Raw genomic sequence first — 22,582 nt, forward strand, 5'->3', positions numbered from 1 at the left:
CAGCGACCTTTCCATGTAAGTGACAGCGTCAGCCAATGTTTACCTCTTCAGGATTGACCAAGGTAAGCGGCCGTTTGACGCTAGAGTTTGCGCCACTCGAAGATCGCGACAAGTTCTGGGGTCCTGAGATGATCCTTAGCTTGGCATTCCGATAGTGGGCGATCCGGAAGGCCATCGCGACTTCCTCGCTCGCAAAAGTCGTAGTGAATTGGCCGTCTGCCGCGTCGCTCAGAGTGCCCTCTGGCACCTCGGAATGCCACCCGCGCCCCTCACGAAATGCAGTGACCAGAGCGCTGAAGGTAGGATCGGCATGATCGACATGGGCCTCTTCGAAGGTGAGCAGGTCGCCACTAATCTCGCATTCGACAAAACCGAGTTCGTCGGCATGCTCGTTAAAAAACGCCCGTTTTGCTGTTCGAATGTCCGACAGAACCGCCGCGCGACAGGCATCGGCAAATTCCTGAAACAGTGGTTTTGGCTCACCACGTATCGCCCATATGAAGCTGAAATCGGTCTCGCTGCCATCCGTGCGAATGGCCCAGAAGCCTCTCGTGGCGCCACCAGCTCCTGAATTTGTGCGCACTTCGAAATGGTCGATCCCTGCGCCGGCCTTCGAATTGTTCTCGCCATGCGCAGCATCAAACCGCTCGACCAAGGCAGCAAGGTCACTGTGATCATTCGCATCCTCGATTGGGACGCCGTCCGGATAACGATCCCGCAGCGTACGGAAATGATCAGTCGCCGCCTTCTGTGTATTCCAGACGCGTCCGTTGCTAAGGCTGATCTGCTTAGCCACTACTCGCCCACCGGCTCGGGCGAAGCCTTTGGAACATCCCCACTCGGGAGCTTCATCATCATGTTGAAATGAGCAAGATGTCCCGTTTTCTCAAAGATTTGCCGGAACACTCGCAGGTATCCCTGAACCGCATTACCGTCTGCGGCCAGGTAGATTTCATCATGCGCGGTGTGAGAGCCATCGTGGGTCCAAGAGAAAAGAGAAGCGCAGATCTGCGCCTCCCTGCCTTCAAATTTGGCTACGATTTCATCTTGCTTCAGGCCGCCGAGCACGATCAGGTAGTTCTCGATGATCCTGCGCAAAGTGTTCTGGATCGTTAGCTTCGAGCGATCGTCAGCGCGTACTTCCTCCCATAGCATTTCGTACGACGTCTTCACTGGGTTGAACCCATAGCTCTGAACCGATGAGATGCCCTCGCGCTTGCGCACGACCCAAAATGTTTCATCGCGCCTGCAATTGTCAGTGGCGCGGCTGCGGTCGAAGCTGACTTCCTTATGGAAGTAGATGTTGTGCGTGAGCACAAACACCTGCCTTGCGGAGCCATTGCCGTCGCGCACATCTTTGATGACGTTTCTGATAAGCGAACTGACGACAAACAGGACGTCAGCATCCAGGCTGGACACCGGATCGTCGAACACGACGACCTTCTCTTCGGTAGTGCCGGTACCCGAAGTGCTTCCAGAAAGCATGTGATAAAAGTACAGAAACGTCACGAAGGAGCGTTCGCCCTCGCTGAGCGTGCTCCGCGCATCAGAGCCATCCGAACGAACTATGCGGTACATATCACCGCGCTCGCCCGCGACCGAGAGCTTGAAGCTGGTGAAGCCGAAGGAAGTGAGTATCGAGTTAATCGCATCGACCGTCGGTTGCACGCTGGTTGCCTTGGCCTCGAGCTCTTTCAACCGGGTGTCGAACTCCGCGCGCGTTTGGCGTTTCGACGCAAGGCTCTGTTCCAAGCCTTCGATGGCTTTTGAGATCGTTCCGGTTGTTGTTTCGTAGGTTGAAAGATCAGTCTTTCGCTCTTCGATGATGAAGCGCCAGACCTGGCTTCTCAGCGTCGTTCTCGAAGCGGCCAGGTCGCGCACAAGCTCATTGTGGGACTGAATGGCTTCGTTCGCCTGCGCGACTATCTCAGCTAACGCGTTGCCGACTCCCAGGGTGTTTTCGATTTGAACAGCCTCGCTGGGATTGCGGCGTTTGGCATCGAGCCTTTCGATATTGAGATCGTAGGCGCGCCTGAGCGCCGCATGGCGCTCGGCCAGGACATCGTTGTCTACGAACCGCGACGTCTCGGCAAGCAAGCCTTGCACCCGTTCCTCCACGTTGTTGGCGGCAGCGGCATATTGGTCGGCAAGCGCGCTGATTGCAGAAAGATCGTTCTCGTATTGACGATCGAAGAAAGCATCGAGATTGTCACGCAGGTCGGCAGGCGCGGATTGTTGGCAGAACGGACAGCGCCCGTTGGCGGGCTCGATATACTGCACACCTTGTTTCACCCAGTCGCTGTTACCTAGCTGCTCGATGAGCTTGGCGACGATCACGTCGTCGCGACCCACAATCCTGCGCTCTAGGATTGGTGCATTTTCCATGTCTTGAAAGCCGCTGAAATCGATCGGAGCAATCGGCGCCTGTTCAGTCGCATCGGTTCGGAATGTCGTTTCCGCATGGGATTTGAGCGTATCGAGATGTACGAGTTCGGACGCGTTGTTCTCCGCTTCTGCGATAAGCTTGTCGCAAAATGCGGCCTTACTCTGCCTGTGCCCTGCCATCGCTTCTTCGAAGGCGCCCTTATGGGTTTGTTGCGATGTCCAACAAGCCTCTTCGAGCTGAACTCTCGCGTCTCTCAATTCCTGGCGCCGCCCACCGGAGGCATCATCACCTTCCAGATTGCGTATAAGTCCGTCGATTTCGCGGTCGAGCTTTCCAATCTCACCCTGTAGCCGTTCAATTTCTTCTGCGTTTTTGGTTGAGTCCTCGCCAAGTGTGAAAATGCCTTTGAGCTGCTCGCCGAAGTTGTTCTCTGCGAAGTCGCGATTATAGACCAATGCCGCGATTGGACGAGCGTTAGCCCAGCCCACCGAATAGCCGTCTCGGGCTGCAGGATCGCTGATTGCACGAGAGATTGTTGTTTTGCCGCAGCCATTATGACCAAAGAGGAAATTCACCTTCTTGAGCTCGCTCAGCTCCACGCCGTCGTTTGGGAAAGTGGCCTCACCAGTAATCGATATACTAATCAGCATAGTCTCTCCTCAGAGTATTGCCCAGAAAATCGGGAGCGGCCCCTACTCATGCTCCTCCAGAGATCTCAGCAAACTAGCTCACGCTCGTTGAATTGCGCGACATGAGATCTTACTAAACTTATTCATAAAACGGCGAGCGCAGCTTTTGAAGAAATCTTCGATTTGTTCTGTCAGTAATCATTCTGACCCAGCTTAGGGGCACCCATCGGGTATAGGTAAAACGTGAGCGTGGCTGACGACATTAAAAAGAATTGTGCCGATACATTCGGCAAGAAGTGGGCCGTACGAGACGGTCAGGTTGTTCCAGACGCAAGCGACCTGAAGCTAACCAACGACGCAGTGCGTTTTGAAAAGGCTACCGTCCTCTATGCTGATCTCGACCAGTCTACGGATCTCGTCGAGACGAAGAAATGGCAGTTCGCGGGAGAGATATACAAGACGTTCCTCTATGCGGCCTCCCGTCTTATCCGAAACCATGGCGGGAAGATTGTCTCATACGACGGTGATAGGGTCATGGGGGTTTTCATAGGAGATAGACAGCGAAACGAGGCGGTCTCCTGTGCCTTGAAGATCAACTACGCGGTAAAAAACTACGTCCAAGCAGAGAAAGAAAAGCGTTGGTCTGGTGATTTCAAGATCCGCCATGTGATCGGCATCGACGTATCGGAGATACGCGGCGCACGCACAGGTGTTCGCGGCGACAACGACTTGGTATGGATAGGCACCGCTGCAAATCTCGCTGCCAAGCTTACATCACTTAGCGCAGATCAGCCGACCTGGATCACTAAACGGGTTTACGATTACCTCGATGGTTCGCAGAAGTTTGGGTCCAAAGGGGAGAATATCTGGACTAGCTGGAAATGGAACCAGCACAACGACGAGGAGATATATTCCTCGACCTATTGGAGGCAGTTCAGTTGAGCGGATTAATCGATCGTTTTCAGGGCGACGCAGGACGCGGCAATCTCATTGACGCAATGCTGCAGCAACAGATCGTCAGCGGTAATCGCGAACTAGCCGAGGAACTGGCCGACCGAGCCGAGATCATCGAGGTCTCCGAGGGCGAAGCGATCATCGCCCAAGGCGGCGACGACAACGATCTATTCCTGATTGTAGCTGGCAGCTTTAGGATCGTCGTGAACGGTCGTGATGTGGCCTCGCGCGGACGAGGTGACCATGTCGGAGAAATGGTGGTCGTCGAGCCATCTCAGCGTCGGTCCGCAGACGTCGTAGCGATTGAGACAGGGCTGGTCGCCAAAATCACGCACGCCGATATCACCGATGTCGCCTCGCGCTATCCGGATATCTATCGAGTCATCGCAAGGACACTGGCCCGCCGCCTGTTCGAACGCAACAAACTGGTTGGACAGCACCGCGAAAAGATACGGGTTTTTATCATCTGCTCGGTAGAGGCGCTGGCCGTCGGGCGCATCATCGAGAACGCCTTTGAGCATGACGATTTCGTAGTGCGGCTCTGGACGAACGATGTCTTCAAGGTTGCGAGCTACGCTCTGGATTCGCTGGAGACCGAAGTCGATGATTCCGATTTCGCAATAGCGATCGCTCATAGTGACGACGTCACCCTGTTCCGGGACCAGGAATGGCCTGCGCCTCGTGATAATGTGATCTTCGAGCTCGGGCTTTTCATGGGCCGCCTCGGCCGTAAGCGAGCCATTCTGATGGAACCGCGCGAGGAAAAGGTGAAGTTGCCCAGCGATCTTACTGGCGTGACCACCATCCCCTACTCCTACGAACCCGGCAAGGACGCCTCAGCACTTATGGCGCCAGCATGCAATACTCTGCGGGATCACATCAAAGAGTGGGGCCCGTTCAACGGCTGAGACCTTGCCTGCCCGCCGGTAATCCACGGGATGTGCGCTGAAGGGCTGGAAAGGCTAGATAAAATCTAGATGTTCTTCTAACGTTCCATTTCACAACAGGTCGCAGCCCTTCGGTGATTCGCGATCATCAAGGAGGCTGCATACGATGGCGTGGAACGAGGATCGTGCCCGGAAAAGAATCCGGGATTTCATGGAAAGCGTGCCGGAAGGCGACATCAAGGTCGAAGATTTTCGCACCTTCCTCACCGAGGCTCGGGTGCAGAAGGGGATGGCTGCCGACACTTCCGTGCGGGCAGCTCTGATCGATATTCCGCGCAATAGGGCAATCACCACGGACGCCGTTCACGTCTATGCCAATCTCATCGACTTTAATGATGTCTTGACCGAGGCGGGACGCGAGACCGAGGCAAGCCATAAGCGGGCGCTCGAATTTCTCCATGCGCACTACCGGGGCTGTGACGAACTCCTCGACGAATTCGAGATGCAGCGGGTGGATTTCCACGGCTCGAGACTGCATGCTGTAGTCTTGGCCCCCGAAGGAGCCGAGAACGAGGGCGAACGTGTTCGGGTCGCCGTAGCTTTCTCCGCTGCGTTTCGTGAGATGGTCGAGAGGCTCGGCGACAAGCATCCGAATTTCAAGACGGGTGTCTGCATCGGTATCGACAGCGGGCCCGCTGTCGCCATTGATTCCGGTCGGCGCGGCGAGCGCGAACCGCTCTTCATCGGTAGCCCGGCGAATCATGCGGCCAAACTCGCGGACGGAACAGATGAAGGCCTGAATCTGAGCCCGCGAGCGGCCTCCGCGATCGGACAGGCGACCAAACCGCTCGCCAAGAGCGTGTTCCTCAACGAAGAGATTGAGCGCCGTTATCTTGACGACGAAATCACTATGGCAGGCGTTCGGCAGACCGCCAACGAACGGCTCGAAAAGGCATACGCTTCGGTGCTCGAAAGTCTTGACGCGCGGATTAAGTCTGACAGTGGCGAAGCGGTCTTCCGGTTCCATCACAAGGAGCCACCGCTGAAAGACCTAGTCTACGCGGACCATCCTCCGAGCAATGCGATCCGGATGGAATTAGCATCGATCTTCGCCGACGTGGACAACTTCACGGCTTATATCGACCATGCCATCGCGACCGGCGGAATTGCCGAGGCCGTGGCCAATCTGCATGTCATCCGCGCAGAGATGGGTGCCGTCTTGCGGGACGATTTCGGCGGTCGAAAGGTTCGCTACATCGGGGATTGCGTCCACGGTCTGCTCGCGGAAGGAAGCACGATCGAAACCAATTCAATGGCTACGATGAAGAAATCGGTCGATGCTGCCGCAGGGCTTCGTTCCTCCTTCGAATTGTGTCGCGAAATGCTGCCTGGAATCGAGGGCCTGGGCCTTGCCATCGGCATCGATTACGGCACCACGCCCATCTGTCGGCTCGGTCTACGCGGCGATGCCAGTGTTCGCGCAGCTGCTAGCCGTGCGACCTGCGTTTCTGAAGCGGAGCAGCGGCGCTGCAATGGCATCGAGACAGCGCTTGGCGAGAACGCATATCGTAATTCGCCAGCAAGCGTTCGCGAAGCTTTCGGTAACGAGCGGATTTTCCAGAATCTGAATACGGAGACTGCTGAGGTGGTACTGGGGACTATGTCGTCACCCTACATCAACACAGGAGCGGACGGCGAGCCAATGCGCGCGCATGAGCCTGATGCATCCCCGCCGATGCGGGCACATGATCGCAGGTGAAATCAGCCGTATTATACCTGGCTGAAACGGCTCCAGCTTGGTTTTCAATAGAAAAGTCTAATAGAGATTACCTTGTTGGTCATGCGCGACTGCCCAAGACGCCTTGGGCGGTCGGCGGCCTTCAACTGCATATCTTCGGGAGAGAGGTTCCACGGGTCCGCGAGGAAGTGCCAGGCACTGATCTGCCGTGTCGATGCCCCGAGCGGCACATTCAAGGTGATCAAACCTTCTGCCTGGGTCTGCGCTACCTTAAGGTGCAGTCGACGGAAAAGGCCCGTCAGTGGTGGGTGCAGCTCGACCAGTTTCTTAGATGCCAAGGGGTCGCTGAACTCACGCGAGTTTGGCCCGTAAACCAATCCCTAGATCATGGTAGCGCGGGCGAACATCATGAGCGTGCCCTCTCGCTTGCTGCCGAAGCAGGTCTGGAGGAAGAGTATGCTTCCGCACGCCTCGGTGAGCCGAGTTGGCTAACCGATCCCAAGTTGCACCTGTTTGACAAGAAGGGCCGCGCCATTAACGGCCGTGCTCTCTGTCCGAGAGGTTGTCGGAGACGTGCTCGTGGGCGTATAGTTAGTACGCTCCGCATCGATTGCGAAAAAAGGCAATTACTAGTCGATCTTGCTTTTACTGAGCACTTACGTCGCAAGGCGTTAGAGAGGTATTGGAAGGCTGTTTTCGATAGCGGTGAGAAGTGCTGCAGAACAATGCGAGGGTGCCCGCTAGCCGCCTATGAGAACCGACGCGAAGGCGAATACGATGAAATTCGTGAATGAGGTCGACTTCATTCAATGCCAGCTAGATCGGTTACTTGGGTTCTGTGTCTATCTGTAACCGCGAATTGCTTTCCTCTTTTGCCTGAATACGCTCATCCTTATCATTTATACACTCAGGGCTCGCTTTGACACTTTAACTCATTGCTTGGGATGTTAACTGCCCCGATTCCAACCGCAAAACAGGCAGTTCCGGATTATCTGACATTGCTTTCGATCGGCGATGATCATTCAACGTCTCGTTTCGGGGACCTGCTATGAATGCCGTGATGACTGAGATGGGACGCCGCGCGCGACATCTGGTCACCGAACACCGAAAACGAGGCGACCGCAATTGGGCCGCCTCAAAGGCTGAAAATACTCGCGCTTCACTCCGAGCAGATCAGATAGCAATGCGCGAGTTAGCACCTGCACAGCATCCGTCGGTTGAGGCGCAGCGCCCATGGATTTCATTCACTAGATTTCGTCGGGCCAAACATCACCGTTCTCTTCGATCCACTTTTTGAGCCGCTCCGACTCCGACTGAATTGCCTCCCATTCATCATCAGACATCAATTCCGTCGGTACGTTGATTTGCAGCTGACGATGCCATTCGGGCACCGCTTCCATCCGGACAAGCATGACCTCGACCTTGCCCCGATCGTAGATCTCAAACGTCCGCGTCTTGGCGAGTTCGGCGTATTTGGCAAAATCCTGCGCGACCTCGTCGACCGAGACACGAAAACATGCATGTGGTTTCATGGGATTGGAACCTTTCGATTGCTTACAACAATCCTGCCGACCGCGGAGCCGAGTGGGCGATGCAATCGGGCAGGCAAAAGGTTCGTGCCAAGAGTGATAGCCGATCAGTCGCGGAAGGAAAGCCCCCATCCTGAGGCCCAGCATAATTCTGCGCGGTGCTAGCGCGCGAGCTGCCGCATCAAGTAGCCTGCCCCCGCAGGGGTCGCGTTGACCGCGATCGCAAGCTTATTGCGAGTAAGAGAAGGCAGAGCGACGCGCAGCTCGGCTGCATCAACCAAACGGCTCCGCGAAGTTCGGCGATATCGCGTATGCAGCTGCGCCATCTCACGCTCCAAACGTGCAAGAGCGCTAGCAGCTGCCGGAGCTTGTCTGGACAGGCACTCGGTCAGCAAATCACGCCATTCCGCGACCGACGAGCATAGGAACTTGTGCCTTGGAACGAGCGAAGGGAGCAGATTGGCGCTCAATCCCGAACGTTGCAGGAGTACCGGCACCATCGCCAGTACCAACCAAGCGCGGGGATGGTCGCGGCCGAACGTGACGGCCCGGCCGTCGGGAAGCGTCGCGACAAGCTCGGCATGATCCGTAGCGCGCGTGACCAACCGTGCCACATGCGCGAGCCTTTCAGCGATCGACGTCAGCGATGGCTCTAACCCCGGTTCTTCCGATATCTTGAGAAGGGCGCTCCACAGCGGACCGTAATGGATAAGATCGGCACCTGACCAGGTCGACGCCTCGGCTTCGGCGTCGAACAAGCCGCGCAATAGGCGGCGAACCTGACGCTCCCGATTTCCGGTCGCGGGCTCAAGACTAGCGAAGAAGCAGTGGACGATCGCCGCAACGCCGAGTGGATCGTTCAGGCCTTCACTCGCGCGCGGCGGCAAGCCCGAGCCTGCGACCCAAGCTTCGATAGCGTTAGCGTCAGTCGGAACCCCGGCATTGCGCGCCGCGATCGCGGCGCCTTCAAAGCGCGCACGGATGCTCCAGGCGGTTCGCGCCGGACTGTGAGTCAGGCGCCCATCGAGCCGTCCGAGGGCGAGAAGGGGATCTTGGCGTTCCATATCGCTGTCGTCGAATATCCAACGATTCTAGGCGCATATGGATTCCGTAGGAAAGCAAAAAGTGGGTTTGCTTTTGCTTGCTTGGACGGTCGTGAAACAAACATGTGATAAAGAGTATTTATCACATGTTGCAGAGACGCCTGCTTTGGCTAGTCTGAAGCCTGAAATGGCCGGCATCCCCTCCCCGTACGCGCCCAGCAACACCGCCATCGCGGAAGTGGTGACCGATCTTGCGTTGGCGCTGCGGGGTCCGGGCGTAAACGTCGATCGGGAGATGCTCGAGGCTTATGTCACGGCAGCTGCGCCGAATTCAATCCGCGCGCTGCGCCAGGATGTTGAAGCGTTCGATCTATGGTGTCGGCGCGAGAATTATTCGACCTTTCCCGCCACGCCGAAACAGGTCGCGAATTGGTTGAAGCATCGCGCCGCCGAAGGTGGTGCACCCGCCTCGCTAGTGCGCTACAAGGCATCGCTCGCCAAGGCTCATAGACTACTCGGGCTCGCAGACCCGACCAAACATGAGCTGTGCCGCCTCGCGATTGCATCGCATCGGCGCGTGGTTGGTTCGAAGCAGAAGCAGGCGCGACCGCTTCGGTTCCGCGGCGCGGTCAAGGATCCGGTGCAAGATACGCCGCGCGGCATACATATCCGCGCGATCTTGGAAGCTTGCGACGACACGCCAACCGGGCTGCGGAATCGCGCGCTGCTCTCGACCGCCTATGATACGGGGCTTCGCGCCAGCGAACTGGTTGTAGTCGAGGTCGCCGACCTGCTGGAGGCGCTCGATCCCGAGGCCCGGCTGCTGGCAATCGATCGCCATAAGGGCGACCAGGAGGGAGAAGGCGCCACCGCCTATTTATCACCGCGCAGCGTCAAGGCGATCGACGCCTGGCTCAAAGCAGCGGACATCGAGGACGGGCCGATCTTCAGGCGGGTGATTGTGCGACGCTATGCCGCACGACCTGCGCGAAAACCGATGAAGCCCTCGCAGCTATCAGGGCGCGCTCTTTGGGACCCGCGCAAGTTCGTCGGGCGCGACGCGGTGGCAGCACGGGTTGAGCATCAGGTTGGCGAAAAGGCCCTGCATCCGGGATCGATCACACCGATTCTTCGCAAGATGATCTCGGAGGCAATCGATGTGGGCGCGTTCGGCGATCTCGACAAGGAGCAGGCTGGTCAGCTCGTGAACGGGTTCAGCGCGCATTCGACGCGGGTCGGGCTCAACCAGGACTTGTTCGCGGTGGGTGAGACGCTCGCTGGCATTATGGATGCGTTGCGCTGGAACTCGCCAAAGATGCCGCTCGCCTACAATCGCAATCTTGCGGCCGAAGAAGGCGCAGCAGGGCGTTTGCTTTCAAAGCTGGATTGACGCTCCTGCTAGGCGTGAACTCCGGCATGAACCGCGCCCTGCACGTTTTTGACATACTCGGCTTCGCCCTTCCCGATCCAATCAAGCGGCGAGCCTCTGCCCAAACCTCGCGGGTACCCATGGTTCATCCAGCAGGCAGCCTTTGTTTCGTCCTCGGCGAGCCAGATCGCACGGTTGTAAACATCGAGCAGCGGCTGCAAACGATCCTGCGTCGATCCTGACAGCTTGTTTTGATTGAGTTCTGCCGTCGTCACACCGATCACCTCGGCCAGGCGCGCCCTTGAGATCATAAGACTCTCAGCAAAACGTGCGATGTCGGCGCCGGTCTCTGGCATAGTCCACTTGGGCTTGAAATTGGTCGCTTCGCTCATGGTTCACACCTTGTGCTTCGTGTGGAGAACTGCGGTCTCATTACACTATTGATAAGGCAGTTTGCCTCCCCGTCATTCACAAGGTAGCATTACGCTATGCGGATTAATTCTGACAAGTCGCTAGCCGTCGCGCGCCAGACCTTCGAGCGGTTTGGCCGTAGCTGGACCGAAGTTCGCAAACATGCCGTTAGACGAGATGGTGTGCTAGTCGTCGACAGCTCGAAGGCACCGCCACAGACATGACGCGAAAGTCTGGAATGAGGGTGGGAAGAGGACAGTCTGCTTTCGAGCATCAATATTGCCAAGCGGACACAACCGAGCAATTCTCTCTTTCATGGAAAGCGTAGCAACAAAACGGTTCAAGCAACCAAAGATTGTCGTGATAAATGGTGTTAGCAGCGTCGGTAAAACGTCGGTGGCGAAGGCCATTCAAAATCATGCGAGGGGAGCTTTCCTTCATGTGCAAATGGATGATTTCCTCAGAATGCTTCCCCGCCGGGCTCTTGAAAGCCGTGAGGGGCTGGTTTTCGAGCGCATCGACAGTCAAACGATTGATGTTAAATTCGGCGATCTAATTGAGCGCGCCTTAGCTGGTATGCGCAGCGCCGTCGCTTCAATGGCCGAATGCGGCAACAACATGGTGATTGATGATGTTTTTCTCGCCGACGAAGACGTTCACTACCGCAGACTGCTTAGCCGATTTGAGTATCGACTGGTTGGGCTTTTCGCGCCGCTGGAGATAGTGCAGGAGCGGGAACGTGTGCGCGGAGATCGAGATATCGGCTTGGCGAAAGGCCAATATGAACGGGTCCACACAGGACGGATTTATGACTTGAAGATGGACACTTCGCAGGCATCTCCGGACCAGATTGCATTAGAAATATGCGAGGCTTTTTCGCTTTAGCTGACCTAGAGTTTCTTCTGCTTTCGGGATATCAAAACACCCCCCGAAACGGCTGACTTTAGGGTCGTGAGCCGTCCGTCCGATCTTGGGAATCATCCAGACTAAGCTGACGGGCCGCCTACAGGTTGTGACCCTGCGCAAACGATGGTCTGCTTATAGGTGGGGAGCAGAACGTCCGCTATCGAGAGGCATCAAGGGGAAGCGGACGTTCAAGGCGCGAATAAGGTCGCCGTCGTTCTCGGTGCCGAAAGAGCTAAGGGCCTCGACCAAAGGCGCTCACGCTCCTAGTGCAGACGCGGCATTTCTGATGCTCGCTGTCGCTACCTGCCGCATGGAGCGCTCCCGTTCAGGGTCGAGGCCCCAATTCCCCATACTTCGGTTCCCCGCTGCTGCGACGTAAGCCTGCCACAGTGCAAACCGCATAGGAGCGACCTGCTTGTTTTCACGATAAGCATCCAAGAAGACGCGAGAACCCCAGTCGCCGTAAAGGTAACTTAGCTCCAGACACGCACAGGCGACGTCCGACAGGGGATCGCCAAGCGCTGCATCCTCCCAATCAATGATTCCGACAAGCTTCTCATTCTGCCAAATCAGGTTCTTTGGCCAATAGTCTCCGTGCAGCAGCACAGGCTCGCCCGAAAAGGCGCTGAATTCCATTCGAGCGACATGGTCTCGCAGTCGGTGCCACTCGGCCTCCGGAGGAAGGAAGTCGAGTAATTCGGGTCGCGGGTCCGATCTTGACGGCAACGCTGGCAATGTGTCGGTCCTGCTGCCGTGAATGGCCACCAGCTGCTCTGCCATGACCCGAATATGCTTTTCGACGGCCGAAGCGGGAATATCGGTCGATCCCTCAATGTAGCGCAGCAAGGTGAAGGGGTGTCGATCAGCGCCATCGGCATTACCCCATGCGATCGGCTCAGGCACTGCCAAACCCAAGCTGTATAACGAGCGCAGCAATTCAAATTCAAGAGCGGCCGGATGTCCGCAGTGGCTCGCTCCGTGCTCGCGCAAGACAAGCCTTGTCATTGCACTGGTCTCAAGTTGAACGTCGAGCAAGGTAACATTCGCTGAAACACCGCCTTCCAACTTCTCATGCTGTCGCAGTTTCGCACCAGGAAAGTACATGGCGAGAAGGCTGTTTAGGTGTTCGTCCATCATGCGCTGCTATACCAAGAGCTGGTGCGTCATGCTATCAACGGGTGATGGTAATCGCGTTCACCTTCGTAGGTCGAGACGACATCGATCAGTTCAGAAGCGTCGCGGAAGACGTGTTCGACTCAGATTTGTCCGCTGATGCCCTGGAATCGTTCTTGACCAATGAAAGCAACCACATGGTGATAGCTAGAGCCAGCGATACGATCGTGGGCTTCGTTTCGGCGGTGGACTACATCCACCCTGATAAGCCTCGCGAGATGTGGATAAACGAAGTCGGCGTAGCCAAAGCGTGGCGTGGACAGCAGATTGCCAAAAAACTGGTGTCGAAAATGCTTGATTATGGCCGCACGATCGGATGCACGGAGGCATGGGTCCTTGCAGACCCCGACAATGTAGCTGCCAACTCGCTATATCGCGCGGTAGCCGCAAAGCACGACCCTGAACCAACGACCGCTGTTATGCACACTTTCAAGCTGATCTAACGACCGATTTTGGGGTCGGTAGCTGTCAGTCAGCTCCTGGCCCGTCGCTTGCTCGGCCAATTAGTCGCGAAGTGGGTGGAAAGCGGACGATCCGCTATCAGGGAGTTGTGGATGAAAACGGTCATTCCGGAGCTTACCCCCCTTCTGCGCGAGGGATTTGTACGCAAGTGCTCGAACCCAAAGTCGAATTTAGAAGGAGTTGGTCTTTTGAGTGTCAGAGATATCTCGCTCACTGAACGTCCGGACCTTTTGACTGAGCGCTTGGTGCTACGGCGGCCCGAACTCGGTGATGTCGAAGCTATAGTGAGCATCGTAGGGGATTGGGATGTAGCTCGCCGTCTGGCGCGGGTGCCTTACCCCTATGGAACAGATGACGCGCATTTCTTCCTTGATGAGGTTGTTCCGAGCGAGTGGGTCTGGGCCATCACCTTGATCGGGGACGATACTCTTATCGGCGCGGTCGGGTTAACCCCGGAAGAGGACAGGAACTCGGCAGAACTCGGATATTGGTTGTCGCCTGCTCATGCCGGAAAGGGGATCGCGACGGAGGCTGCCACGGAGGTCGTCCGGTTTGGCTTCGAGAGCCTTCGCCTGCCTCTTGTCACGTCCGGCTATTTTGAAGACAACCCGGCCTCAGGCCGCGTGCTTCGCAAGCTGGGTTTCATCGAGACCGGGCCGGGCGAACGTTCGAGCATGGCCGCTGGAAGCACTGTCCCATCGGTCGAGATGGAATTGCCGCGGTCGAACTGGCTCGAATGACCTCGGCCATTCTCCAACATCACCGAGCGATCGACGCTGCTCTCGTCCAGATCATGAATGTTGGTGCGCAGCACGCCTCCCGGACGCGCCAAGGCGAAGGGCGATAAACGCCGCCCAGACTAGGACACAAATCCATCCGAACAGATCGCCGACAGAAGCGTAGGTTGTCTGCGCGGCCAAGGGTATTGGTACTTCGCTTTGCAGGATACCCAAGGCAGCATTACTCCGCCGTTCGCTCAGCACCCTACCAAAACGATCGCTTACAAAGCTGATCCCACCACCCCGTGCCGCGCGAGCTATCGAAAATCCGCTCTCGACGCCCCGCAATACCGTCATTCGAGAGGTGAGCCAGTCATCGACCTCGAAATCGTTGGCCGGCACCAGCATGAGCTGAGATCCTTGCTGCGCATATTCGCGGCCGAGCGTGGGGAAATGCATGTCTTTGCATATCGCGATCCCCGTTCTCGCGCTCCCGACCTGGGTGACAAGCGGGTCGGAGCCCGCGGTCAGCTCGCTCTCGATTCCCGGAATAAGGTGCTGCTTTACATACCAATGAAAGCGGCCGTCCGGATGCGCGATCAAAGCTCTTCCTGTGACCCTATCCGCTTCCTCGACGGACATGCCCACTACGATCGTCGAGCCCGTCGCGGAGGCTTTTTCAGCCAGCTCCCGCGCGGCAATTTCAGCTTGCGCCTCGGGCAAATCGAGCACTGACTCAGGCAGAACCACTATCGACCCCGAATTTGCCGAACGTTCAATGGCGTCGCCATAAACGCCCAGAAACCCAACCAAATTGGTCTGGCGCCTGTCGGCGCTATCCGTCGAAATAAGGGCGATGTTGGGGTGCGATGCGCGATCCGCTTCGCCGAGGCGGATAAAGCCGAATGCCAATATCGCACCGATCACGGTGATCGCGGCAATGCTGGCAACAAGCTTTTCACGGCGATCCGTTTCGAACTCCGTCCCGAGCAGCAGACCTAAAAGGCTACCGCTCAGCAATACAACGAAAGCAATTGCGGGAACGCCGCCAAGGCTTGCCACCTGGATGACAGGCAGGACATTCATCTGGCTGTAGGCAATACTTCCGGCACTTCCGTGGGGCGAAAAGTGGATCAGCAGCGTCTCGATTGCTGCCCAGACGACGGGGACGGAAAGGAGTGCGAGGGAGAACTGACGTTTCTCTGCGAACCCAACCGCGAGGCGTATCGCGCTCGACCATGCCAGCGCGACAAGAAAAAGGATCAGGAGCGCAGAGAACCAACTGCCTACCGTCAGGTGATAGGCGAAACTGCTGATCCCGCCGAGCGCTCCCGCTAGCAGGGTAATCCACCGTCGATGCGATGCTGGGACACGCAAGGTTGCAAACAGTAGCGGCGCGGGAGCAAGCCAGGCAGCCCACCAGAGTGGGTGCATGGCATAGCTCATCGATAGCAACAGTCCGGAAAGAGCCGCGAGAGCGTAGGCCGTCACAGTTTTGTGCCCGAAACTCAAATTCCGCCCCCCAGATCAGTCGGATCTTCTTCTCGCATTACAGCGTGCTCCGGCGATGACGCAATCAACCGCCAAAGGTCTACGCACGATTTCACAACCCCTGCCATTTGTTCTTGCACTACGCTTGCTTGATTTGTCACGATCCAGATTAACGAAGCAGAGGGGCGGATAGAGAATGAAGCGACGATACAAATTCGGCATCGGATGCCTGAGCGTCATCTCGGTTCTAATCGCGATAAATGCCTATCTTTGGTTCACGCGAGAGCCAACACCAATCGTCATTGCAGAAGCAGGCGCAGGTGGAGATCGGGTCACCATCAACGGATTTCCAGCCAATTTCTACCGTGGGGCAGGTGAAGGGCCTCGGCCTGCAATCCTGTTGCTCGGAGGATCCGAGGGCGGCTTGCGGGAATATCGCAATGTCTTTGCGCGGCAGTTGGCGCGGGAGGGTTACTCAGTTCTGTATCAAGCCTATTACTCAACAACGGATGACAACAAGTCATTCAACATGGTTCCGCTTGAAACCTTTGATGCGTCGCTCGATTGGCTTGAAACCAATCCGGATATTCGAGCCGGACCGGTCGGTATAATCGGGCACTCCAAGGGTGCAGAAGCGGCTTTGCTAGTAGCCTCGAAAGATGACCGTATCGGGGCCGTCATTGCAGCTATGCCTAGCGACGTGGTCTGGCAGGGCTTCGACTTCGACAGCATAGACATGTCGCAGTTCAGCTCCTCGTTCGCAGAGGGAGGAGAGCCTGTCGCTTATCTGCCTTACGCCACATTGGGCTGGCATGAGTATTTTACCGCAGACGAGCCTCGGCTTGAGATATTCAAGCTTAGTAGAGGCTTGGCGGACGAGTATCCGTCAGCATTCATAGAAGTCGAAGAGGTTGCGGGGCCAATCCTGCTGATTTGCGGCAAAGACGATACACTTTGGCCGGGCTGCCGAATGGCCGAAGCACTGGCGCGCCGATCCACTTCTAACTCAGGTCCGGCCACTGAGGTATTAGCCTACGACAATGCTGGTCACTGGGCTTTCGGTCCAGCAGAGAATATTTCAGAAGGTGACGCTAAATTCTTGGGGCGCATGGGCGCGGATGAAAAAGGCGATATTGCTGCACGCAAGGATCAGTGGTCTCGAATACTCCGATTTCTAAGCTCAACAGTCGGTGACGGCGCTCCAGATCCATCTTCTGAGATTAACGATGAGTGACGTCCGTTTTCAGGCGAGTCCCATGGTCCGCGCTACGTCCAATATTAGGGTCGGTAGCGGACATGTGCGCTGACAAGGCTCCAAATCGAAAAGAGATTTCTGCCTCATAGCGGCCTCATCTCATGCTAGCCTATGTCGCATGAGCTTCATCCAACTCGAACGTGAACCCGGAATCCATTATCTGGCCTCCCATAAGAACTTCCGTGCCTCGCCAACATTCGAGAACCTTACCGAAGCCAGCTGCGCAATTCGCACCATCACTGCCGCGGGCGACTTAGAGACGACGCTACACGTTCCGCTTTCGGATTTTGCCATGTTCCCGGTAGGCTCGGTCTTCGGGCAGAACAACGCGGCGATAGTGCGCAATCGCGGTCGCAGACGAACTCGCAAGGCAGTTGTCTTGGGCGATCAGTTTGAGACTTGGAATTTCGAGCGTCATACGCGGATAAAGGCGAAGAAACTACGCGGTCCGTACGACCTGACCCTCCGGCAGACAGAAAAGGTCTTCATCGATCAAATTGCCGATGAGCGCCCGCTTGGATTTGCTCACGGGGAGCAATTCCGCTTCATCTGTTCCGGGGTTAGCTTCCTTCTCGATACGCTCTCGCTCAGATCGATCACATCGCAAAAAAGCCTTGCAAGCATGTTCGTCGACGAATCCGAGACCGGCATCGACACGAACGGCACTTACGTCATCACACCGCTTCGTCCGTTTCAGAACGCCACAGCAACGCTGCAGATCGCCCTTCTGCTCACCAATCCGGATCTTGCCGATTACGTCCGCTTTTTCTTCAGGCGCTTGGGCTCAGCCTTGCGCGGAGAACCCGTCGAGACTTCTCGGGCGCTCACCTTTCAGGATCCGATGGATTGTACAATCGAGACCGAACCCATCTCGATTGCGTCGGCGGATGGCGACAGGGTGGTCGACTATTGCGACCGGATCGTCGCCGATCATCGTAAACCCGCCTTCAAGGACATCGTCGTGCGCATTCGAAACACGCTGGCTGACGAACAAATCGAATTGATAGAGCAGCTGAGGACCGAGAAGGAAAAAGAGCAGCTGCGGGTCGCATCGACCACCAAGGTAAAACGCTATCCGGCGGACAAACGCACCGTCCGCCTCGACCGGATGGATGGCGACTTCGGACGGCTGTTCCCTGAGTTCGCCAAGCTCAATTTGCGCTTCGACCGGGAGACGGTCGGGACCGGCGAGAGCCCTAGCCGGAGCTCGGCGACCACCAAGGAAAGCACCCGGCCCGACTTTGTCAGCCCGCTTGCATCGTCCACCCCGCCCGAGCCCGGTGGCACCGTTCCGCAACTCAAGAGCGGTCCTGTGGAAACGGTCGTCTTCGAACGACCCAGCGTATCGACAAGATTTCTCGCGCCGAGTGACGACCCTGGTCTCGAGCCGCTGATCATCAGGCTCGACGAGATGCCGCTTCTTTTGCGCGAGTTCTATCTCGCAGGTTATTACATGGAGAATCATCGCTCGGCCTCAAGCCTGCCTGATTTCGCGACGGGGCGCGGCGAGGAAGTCCTCTATCGGCTCCCATCTGCCTGGGGCGGTTTCGCGGCTCCCAATAGCAAGGGTCTCGATCGCTTCGCCGCCGCTTTCCCGCTCGCCTTCGACCACGGCACCGTCTGGGCCATCGAAATCATGAGAAACGATGCGAAGGAAGCCTTCGCCATGGGACTTGTCGCGCAGCGCGACCGAGACGACGGTCTCAGTTTCCTTGGCCGCGCTCTTCGCAGCGTCTGCGAGCGTGTCGGGCGGCGGCGCGGGGGCGATGTGTCAGGTACTTTTCCGCGCGCCGATTTCCTCGACACCGCTATCGACACGGTCGTGCACAAAAAGACGGTGTGGGACGCCAAGACGCTATCTCAAATCATTCCCGCACGAGCCGAACTGCTGCTTTCGCCCGAGCGCAACTTCTAGCGCGCATTCGAAGAGCCAGGTCGTAGATAGGTGTCGAGCGCGTCTCGGAGAGCGAATGGTGTTTGCATGCCCGTTTCTTCCGGCACGATCCAGCTCGCCCATGCACGCGCTTCACCGCACAGGCCGACAAGCCCGAACGGCCATCCTCTAAGTAAACGCTCCACGCCGCGCATCGCATCATGCGCCGAACTAGTGGTCATCGACCGAATGCTGGGTGTTTTCGCCCTATACTCCAGTTCAAGTTTGCCGATCGACGGCTGCAAAGCATCTCGGACGCGGCTGCCCCAACCTCGCGATACGATCGCTCGGAAAAGCGCCAGCTGCATGGCGAAGAAGGCGACCGGATGTGTGCCGTGCAGATACGGCCAGGCAACAGCCCGCCCGTCGAGCACCGCCTCATTATGCGCCTGGAGTGTGAGAACGTTTGGATCAGCGGTCGGCGCTTCGGGTGTCGTTAGAGCAAGACCGCAGCCGTCGCAATGTCGCATGCCGCCTCTATGGGGCTGGTAGGGCGCACCGCAGCCGGGGCATCCATCCAGCAACACCCGCCCGTGCCGTGTACACGTTGGAAACAGCCGCAAGCGCCAGGTCAATGGAAGATAGGCCGTCTCTTCGGCCAGACAGTGCGGGCAGAAAGCCTGGCCGTGCGCCTTCCGAATACGGTGGCGCACGCCGAGCGGAACGATCATGAAGGATTGGTTAGCGCCCGAAATGCTCTCGGCCAGCACGCCCTCATATGCGCCGAGAGAAGTACGCCTCGCCCGTTCGAGCGTTACTCCCGTCTTCACCGCCAGAGCTTCGAAAAGCTCTGGCGGTGCGACAAGGTCGCCATCCCTGGTCCAGAACTCGAGCCCGGGCACGAGTTCCTTCATCAGCGAATGGTGCTTGGTGCCCTTCACCTCGGCAATGCGGATCAACCATGAGGTGATCGATTCCCGAGGCAGAGGGCGAGGACGGATATGCCAATAGCTCACGCTGGCTCCCATTCCTTGTCCGCCTTTAGCTGAAGACGGTTCACGACGTCTTCGCTGCGCTCGGACAGCGGCACCCATTCCATCGCCTCAAGCGTTTTGGCGTCAATCACCTCGCGGCCCGTCTGGATCGCCGTGCGAGCCGCAAGCAGCATGACGCGGCGAATATGGCCGATGACATGATCCCCCATCTCAAGGATTGTCTCGACGAGCGCAGGATCGGCGACGATGTGCGAAACCTTGCGCAGCGGCAGCCGTACTTCGAGGTTATGTATGAGCACATTGGCCTCATCCCCACGTTCCCACGGCGGCAGGACGAGCTGCTCGAACCGGCGCTGCAATTGCGGGTCGTCGTTCAAGATATCGATGCCTGCCGGTGTACCGAACAACGCGACGCCGCACCCGGTATCCTCACCGATCGACTTGATCATGTTCTTGAGCGCCTCGCGATTGCGCGAGGTACCGTTGGCGAGGTCCTGGAACTCGTCGATGATAAGCAGCTTGGTTTGCATCGCCCTTAAAACCGCATAGGCCATTGAGGTCAGATGCGACGTCGACCACCTGAGGTTGAAGGGCTCGCCGACATAGCGCAGGATCCGGATGGCGAACTCGCGCACCGAAGCTTCGCCCGGCATCGAAATCCGAACCACATCAGCACGATCGGCATCGCCGAGAATATTTGTCTGGATCGGATGCAGCGAGGCGAAGTGTTTCGAGATCGTGCTCTTGCCGTTGAAGCTGCGCCCGAACACAGCAATGCTGTGTTCGTACGGCTCGGGCATGTTGAGGATCGCCGCAAGGCGCTCCTCAAGCTCCATCATGCGCGGATGGTGGATGGTCAGCGGCTCGTTGAGGAAAGCGAGCCGGGTCGCTGCATCCTCAAGGCGCAGTTCGTCGATCGGTGTGGTGGTGTTGGTCTGGGTCATTTTACGGCTCCGGAACTGGGAAGAATGGTGATGGTGGCGGGGTCGATTTTCACGACCGGCGCCGGGGGAAGCGGCGATGCTTCAGGAGCGGGCAACCGGTGCTGGCCACGCCCGCGCTTCTCAGCCTGCTGCGCGACCTTGCGCTGCTTGGCCCGCTCGAGCTTGGACGTCGGTTTGGCGACCTTGCGGCGGCGCCTGGCCTCCGCACGCTCCTTCTCGATCAGACCGAGAATGCCCGTTGCCGTGACCTGGCCACGCTTCTTGAGCTTAGCCTTGAGTGAGGCGCGCGCCTTTTCCCACTCGGCAACGGTAATCTCCTTGCCCTCGGTCAAAGCATCGCGGAGTTCGATGTAGCGCCCGTTACGCGGGTCCTCGACGAAGGCGCGGCTCACATCGGAAGGATCGCGCTTGACGTTGAAGAAGGTGCCCTTGGCCACGTTCAGGAGAGGCTGCAGCTCGCGCGCAGTGTAGCTGCAATAGCTTACCCGCAGCCCATATTTCTCCAGCTTGCGCCGCTCGGTCTTGAGAAAATCGAGGTAGAAGCCCTGCGGATCGTCAACCCTCCGGGGATCGCCGTACTGCGCGACGCCGAGATTCCACTTCTCGGCCGGCGTCATTGCCAAAGCGGGATGGACGCGATGGGGATACTCGCACACGAAGAACCGGACCATCGCTTCCAGATACTGCTTGAGCGTCAGTTCCGCGGTCTTGGTTGGATCGATCCGGTCCTTCTCCCGCCGCGTCTTGCTGAAAAGGGTATTGCCCGGCAGCTTGCGGGTCTCCTTCATCGCCGTTCCAATGAGCCGCTCGATGACGCCGCCATGATGCGGCTGCGAACGGTGCGACAGGTCGATGCGCCACTTCTCGCACCCGCGATGAAACGACTTCGAGGTAAAATCGCAGCCGCGATCGACGAAAACGGCCGACGGGATGCCGTACCAGGGCCAGTCCAACCCGAGAATCCCCATGGCCTGAAGCCAACCGTCCTTGGGAAGGCACGCGATTGCCATCGCCTCGGCGAGTTCCTCGACTCTCGGGTAGCCGAATGTCACATGGATGCCGAGCGGAACGCGCGAGAACTCGTCCACCACCATCGTGAAGGTCGGCCTGCCGAGCGAAATCCAGAGTTCCTCCGAAATGACATGCAGATCGGCATAGGTATGATCGATCTGGATCCGATCGAGCGGATAGGTGCAAGGCGGGGTCGAACCCTTGTTGCGATCGTACTTGTCGGCAGCAGCCTGAGCGCCGTGCTTATGAGCATAGCGCACCCGCTCGTCGAGCGCCTCCCACCGCCGCCGGATCGTCCGCTCGGAGGGAGCCTCGAGACCGGCTTTGGTGCACGCCTTCTGGACGTTCTCGATATAGACCGTGACCGGCTGACCCTTATAGCGCTTCTGCCTCAGGAACTTCTTGAGCTCGGTTTCGGCAACCTCCTCAACCGCCGGATCGAGCTTGGAATGCCAGATCCGCTTGGCCGGAGGCTTGAACAGCGCCATAGCGTGCCCTGCCGCCTCGTAATCCGTGAGCTTGCGGTAAAACTTGGCCGGCGACCAACCGAGCATGCCGGCAGCCTTCTCGGCGTTTTCGCGGGTGCGCTCGCCATTGCGGAAGGTATCGATAACGCAGGCCTCGAAGCGGATCTGCTTCCAGTCGGCCTCGCTGATATCGTCAAGCGAGAGCTTCTGACCGGCACCCTGGCGCGCAACCGTGTTGATGCTGGCCGCCGTCGAAACGACGTTCTTCTTGGTATTGGACATTTGTACGTACTCCATCTTTGAGAAATTGGAGCACGAACCGGAAAGCCGCGCGGCATCC

The 22,582-nt window shown here is 57.6% G+C and carries 20 protein-coding genes; 9 read left to right on the top strand and 11 right to left on the bottom strand.

Annotated features, from left to right (window positions below):
- Positions 1 to 28: 28 nt before the first annotated feature.
- Both PF049_14050 and PF049_14055 read right to left on the bottom strand, forming a co-directional pair.
- Positions 29 to 796, bottom strand: coding sequence for a DCL family protein (locus PF049_14050; GenBank protein WBY17999.1), 768 nt, complete (start codon positions 794 to 796; stop codon positions 29 to 31).
- Positions 796 to 3,036 (bottom strand): AAA family ATPase, encoded by a 2,241-nt coding sequence (locus tag PF049_14055; protein ID WBY18000.1) that lies wholly within the window; start codon positions 3,034 to 3,036, stop codon positions 796 to 798. The genes PF049_14050 and PF049_14055 overlap by 1 nt, the downstream gene beginning before the upstream one ends.
- 228 nt (positions 3,037 to 3,264) lie before the next feature.
- Here PF049_14055 and PF049_14060 point away from each other — a divergent pair, with 228 nt between their 5' ends.
- The 3 genes from PF049_14060 (at position 3,265) to PF049_14070 (ending at position 6,615) form a co-directional block, all read left to right on the top strand.
- Complete coding sequence (locus PF049_14060; protein ID WBY18001.1) at positions 3,265 to 3,957, top strand: adenylate/guanylate cyclase domain-containing protein; 693 nt, start codon at positions 3,265 to 3,267, stop codon at positions 3,955 to 3,957.
- Positions 3,954 to 4,877 (top strand): nucleotide-binding protein, encoded by a 924-nt coding sequence (locus PF049_14065; protein WBY18002.1) that lies wholly within the window; start codon positions 3,954 to 3,956, stop codon positions 4,875 to 4,877. The genes PF049_14060 and PF049_14065 overlap by 4 nt, the downstream gene beginning before the upstream one ends.
- Before the next feature lie 145 nt (positions 4,878 to 5,022).
- Positions 5,023 to 6,615, top strand: a complete 1,593-nt coding sequence (locus PF049_14070) for a hypothetical protein (GenBank protein ID WBY18003.1) — start codon at positions 5,023 to 5,025, stop codon at positions 6,613 to 6,615.
- A 44-nt stretch (positions 6,616 to 6,659) separates the two neighbouring features.
- On the opposite strand, the gene PF049_14075 is transcribed toward PF049_14070, so the two are convergent.
- From PF049_14075 to PF049_14085, 3 genes are all read right to left on the bottom strand, one after another.
- On the bottom strand, positions 6,660 to 6,932 hold the full coding sequence (locus tag PF049_14075) for a hypothetical protein (GenBank protein WBY18004.1): 273 nt from the start codon (positions 6,930 to 6,932) through the stop codon (positions 6,660 to 6,662).
- A gap of 909 nt (positions 6,933 to 7,841) precedes the next feature.
- Positions 7,842 to 8,126, bottom strand: a complete 285-nt coding sequence (locus tag PF049_14080) for a hypothetical protein (protein WBY18005.1) — start codon at positions 8,124 to 8,126, stop codon at positions 7,842 to 7,844.
- Between the two features lie 158 nt (positions 8,127 to 8,284).
- Entirely contained in the window at positions 8,285 to 9,187 is a 903-nt protein-coding gene (locus tag PF049_14085; GenBank protein ID WBY18006.1) for a hypothetical protein, read from the bottom strand.
- Between the two features lie 166 nt (positions 9,188 to 9,353).
- On the opposite strand from PF049_14085, the gene PF049_14090 reads away from it, so the two are divergent.
- Positions 9,354 to 10,556: a tyrosine-type recombinase/integrase gene (locus tag PF049_14090; GenBank protein WBY18007.1), complete on the top strand. Its 1,203-nt coding sequence runs from the start codon at positions 9,354 to 9,356 to the stop codon at positions 10,554 to 10,556.
- An 8-nt stretch (positions 10,557 to 10,564) separates the two neighbouring features.
- Here the strand turns inward: PF049_14090 and PF049_14095 are convergent, their stop codons facing one another.
- Complete coding sequence (locus PF049_14095) at positions 10,565 to 10,927, bottom strand: hypothetical protein (protein ID WBY18008.1); 363 nt, start codon at positions 10,925 to 10,927, stop codon at positions 10,565 to 10,567.
- A gap of 334 nt (positions 10,928 to 11,261) precedes the next feature.
- Here PF049_14095 and PF049_14100 point away from each other — a divergent pair, with 334 nt between their 5' ends.
- On the top strand, positions 11,262 to 11,831 hold the full coding sequence (locus PF049_14100; protein ID WBY18009.1) for a zeta toxin family protein: 570 nt from the start codon (positions 11,262 to 11,264) through the stop codon (positions 11,829 to 11,831).
- Between the two features lie 276 nt (positions 11,832 to 12,107).
- Here the strand turns inward: PF049_14100 and PF049_14105 are convergent, their stop codons facing one another.
- On the bottom strand, positions 12,108 to 12,989 hold the full coding sequence (locus PF049_14105) for an aminoglycoside phosphotransferase family protein (protein WBY18010.1): 882 nt from the start codon (positions 12,987 to 12,989) through the stop codon (positions 12,108 to 12,110).
- Positions 12,990 to 13,033: 44 nt separating this feature from the next.
- On the opposite strand from PF049_14105, the gene PF049_14110 reads away from it, so the two are divergent.
- Complete coding sequence (locus tag PF049_14110) at positions 13,034 to 13,468, top strand: GNAT family N-acetyltransferase (GenBank protein WBY18011.1); 435 nt, start codon at positions 13,034 to 13,036, stop codon at positions 13,466 to 13,468.
- 111 nt (positions 13,469 to 13,579) lie between these two features.
- Positions 13,580 to 14,227 carry a GNAT family N-acetyltransferase gene (locus PF049_14115; GenBank protein ID WBY18012.1) on the top strand — a complete coding sequence of 216 codons (648 nt, stop codon included), beginning with the start codon at positions 13,580 to 13,582 and terminating at the stop codon, positions 14,225 to 14,227.
- Between the two features lie 51 nt (positions 14,228 to 14,278).
- On the opposite strand, the gene PF049_14120 is transcribed toward PF049_14115, so the two are convergent.
- Positions 14,279 to 15,697: a hypothetical protein gene (locus PF049_14120; GenBank protein ID WBY18155.1), complete on the bottom strand. Its 1,419-nt coding sequence runs from the start codon at positions 15,695 to 15,697 to the stop codon at positions 14,279 to 14,281.
- A 196-nt stretch (positions 15,698 to 15,893) separates the two neighbouring features.
- Here PF049_14120 and PF049_14125 point away from each other — a divergent pair, with 196 nt between their 5' ends.
- Entirely contained in the window at positions 15,894 to 16,931 is a 1,038-nt protein-coding gene (locus PF049_14125; protein ID WBY18013.1) for an acyl-CoA thioester hydrolase/BAAT C-terminal domain-containing protein, read from the top strand.
- Between the two features lie 139 nt (positions 16,932 to 17,070).
- Entirely contained in the window at positions 17,071 to 18,867 is a 1,797-nt protein-coding gene (locus PF049_14130; protein ID WBY18014.1) for a hypothetical protein, read from the top strand.
- Here the strand turns inward: PF049_14130 and PF049_14135 are convergent.
- Genes PF049_14135 through PF049_14145 form a run of 3 tightly spaced genes read right to left on the bottom strand, consistent with a single transcriptional unit; the run spans position 18,864 to position 22,524 of the window.
- Complete coding sequence (locus tag PF049_14135; protein ID WBY18015.1) at positions 18,864 to 19,841, bottom strand: TniQ family protein; 978 nt, start codon at positions 19,839 to 19,841, stop codon at positions 18,864 to 18,866. The two genes, PF049_14130 and PF049_14135, sit on opposite strands and share 4 nt — an antisense overlap.
- On the bottom strand, positions 19,838 to 20,764 hold the full coding sequence (locus tag PF049_14140) for a TniB family NTP-binding protein (protein ID WBY18016.1): 927 nt from the start codon (positions 20,762 to 20,764) through the stop codon (positions 19,838 to 19,840). Before PF049_14140 ends, PF049_14135 begins: the two co-directional genes overlap by 4 nt.
- Complete coding sequence (locus PF049_14145; GenBank protein ID WBY18017.1) at positions 20,761 to 22,524, bottom strand: Mu transposase C-terminal domain-containing protein; 1,764 nt, start codon at positions 22,522 to 22,524, stop codon at positions 20,761 to 20,763. Before PF049_14145 ends, PF049_14140 begins: the two co-directional genes overlap by 4 nt.
- Positions 22,525 to 22,582: the final 58 nt, after the last annotated feature.

The organism is Erythrobacteraceae bacterium WH01K (assembly GCA_027941995.1).
Classification (GTDB): Bacteria; Pseudomonadota; Alphaproteobacteria; order Sphingomonadales; family Sphingomonadaceae; genus CAJXSN01.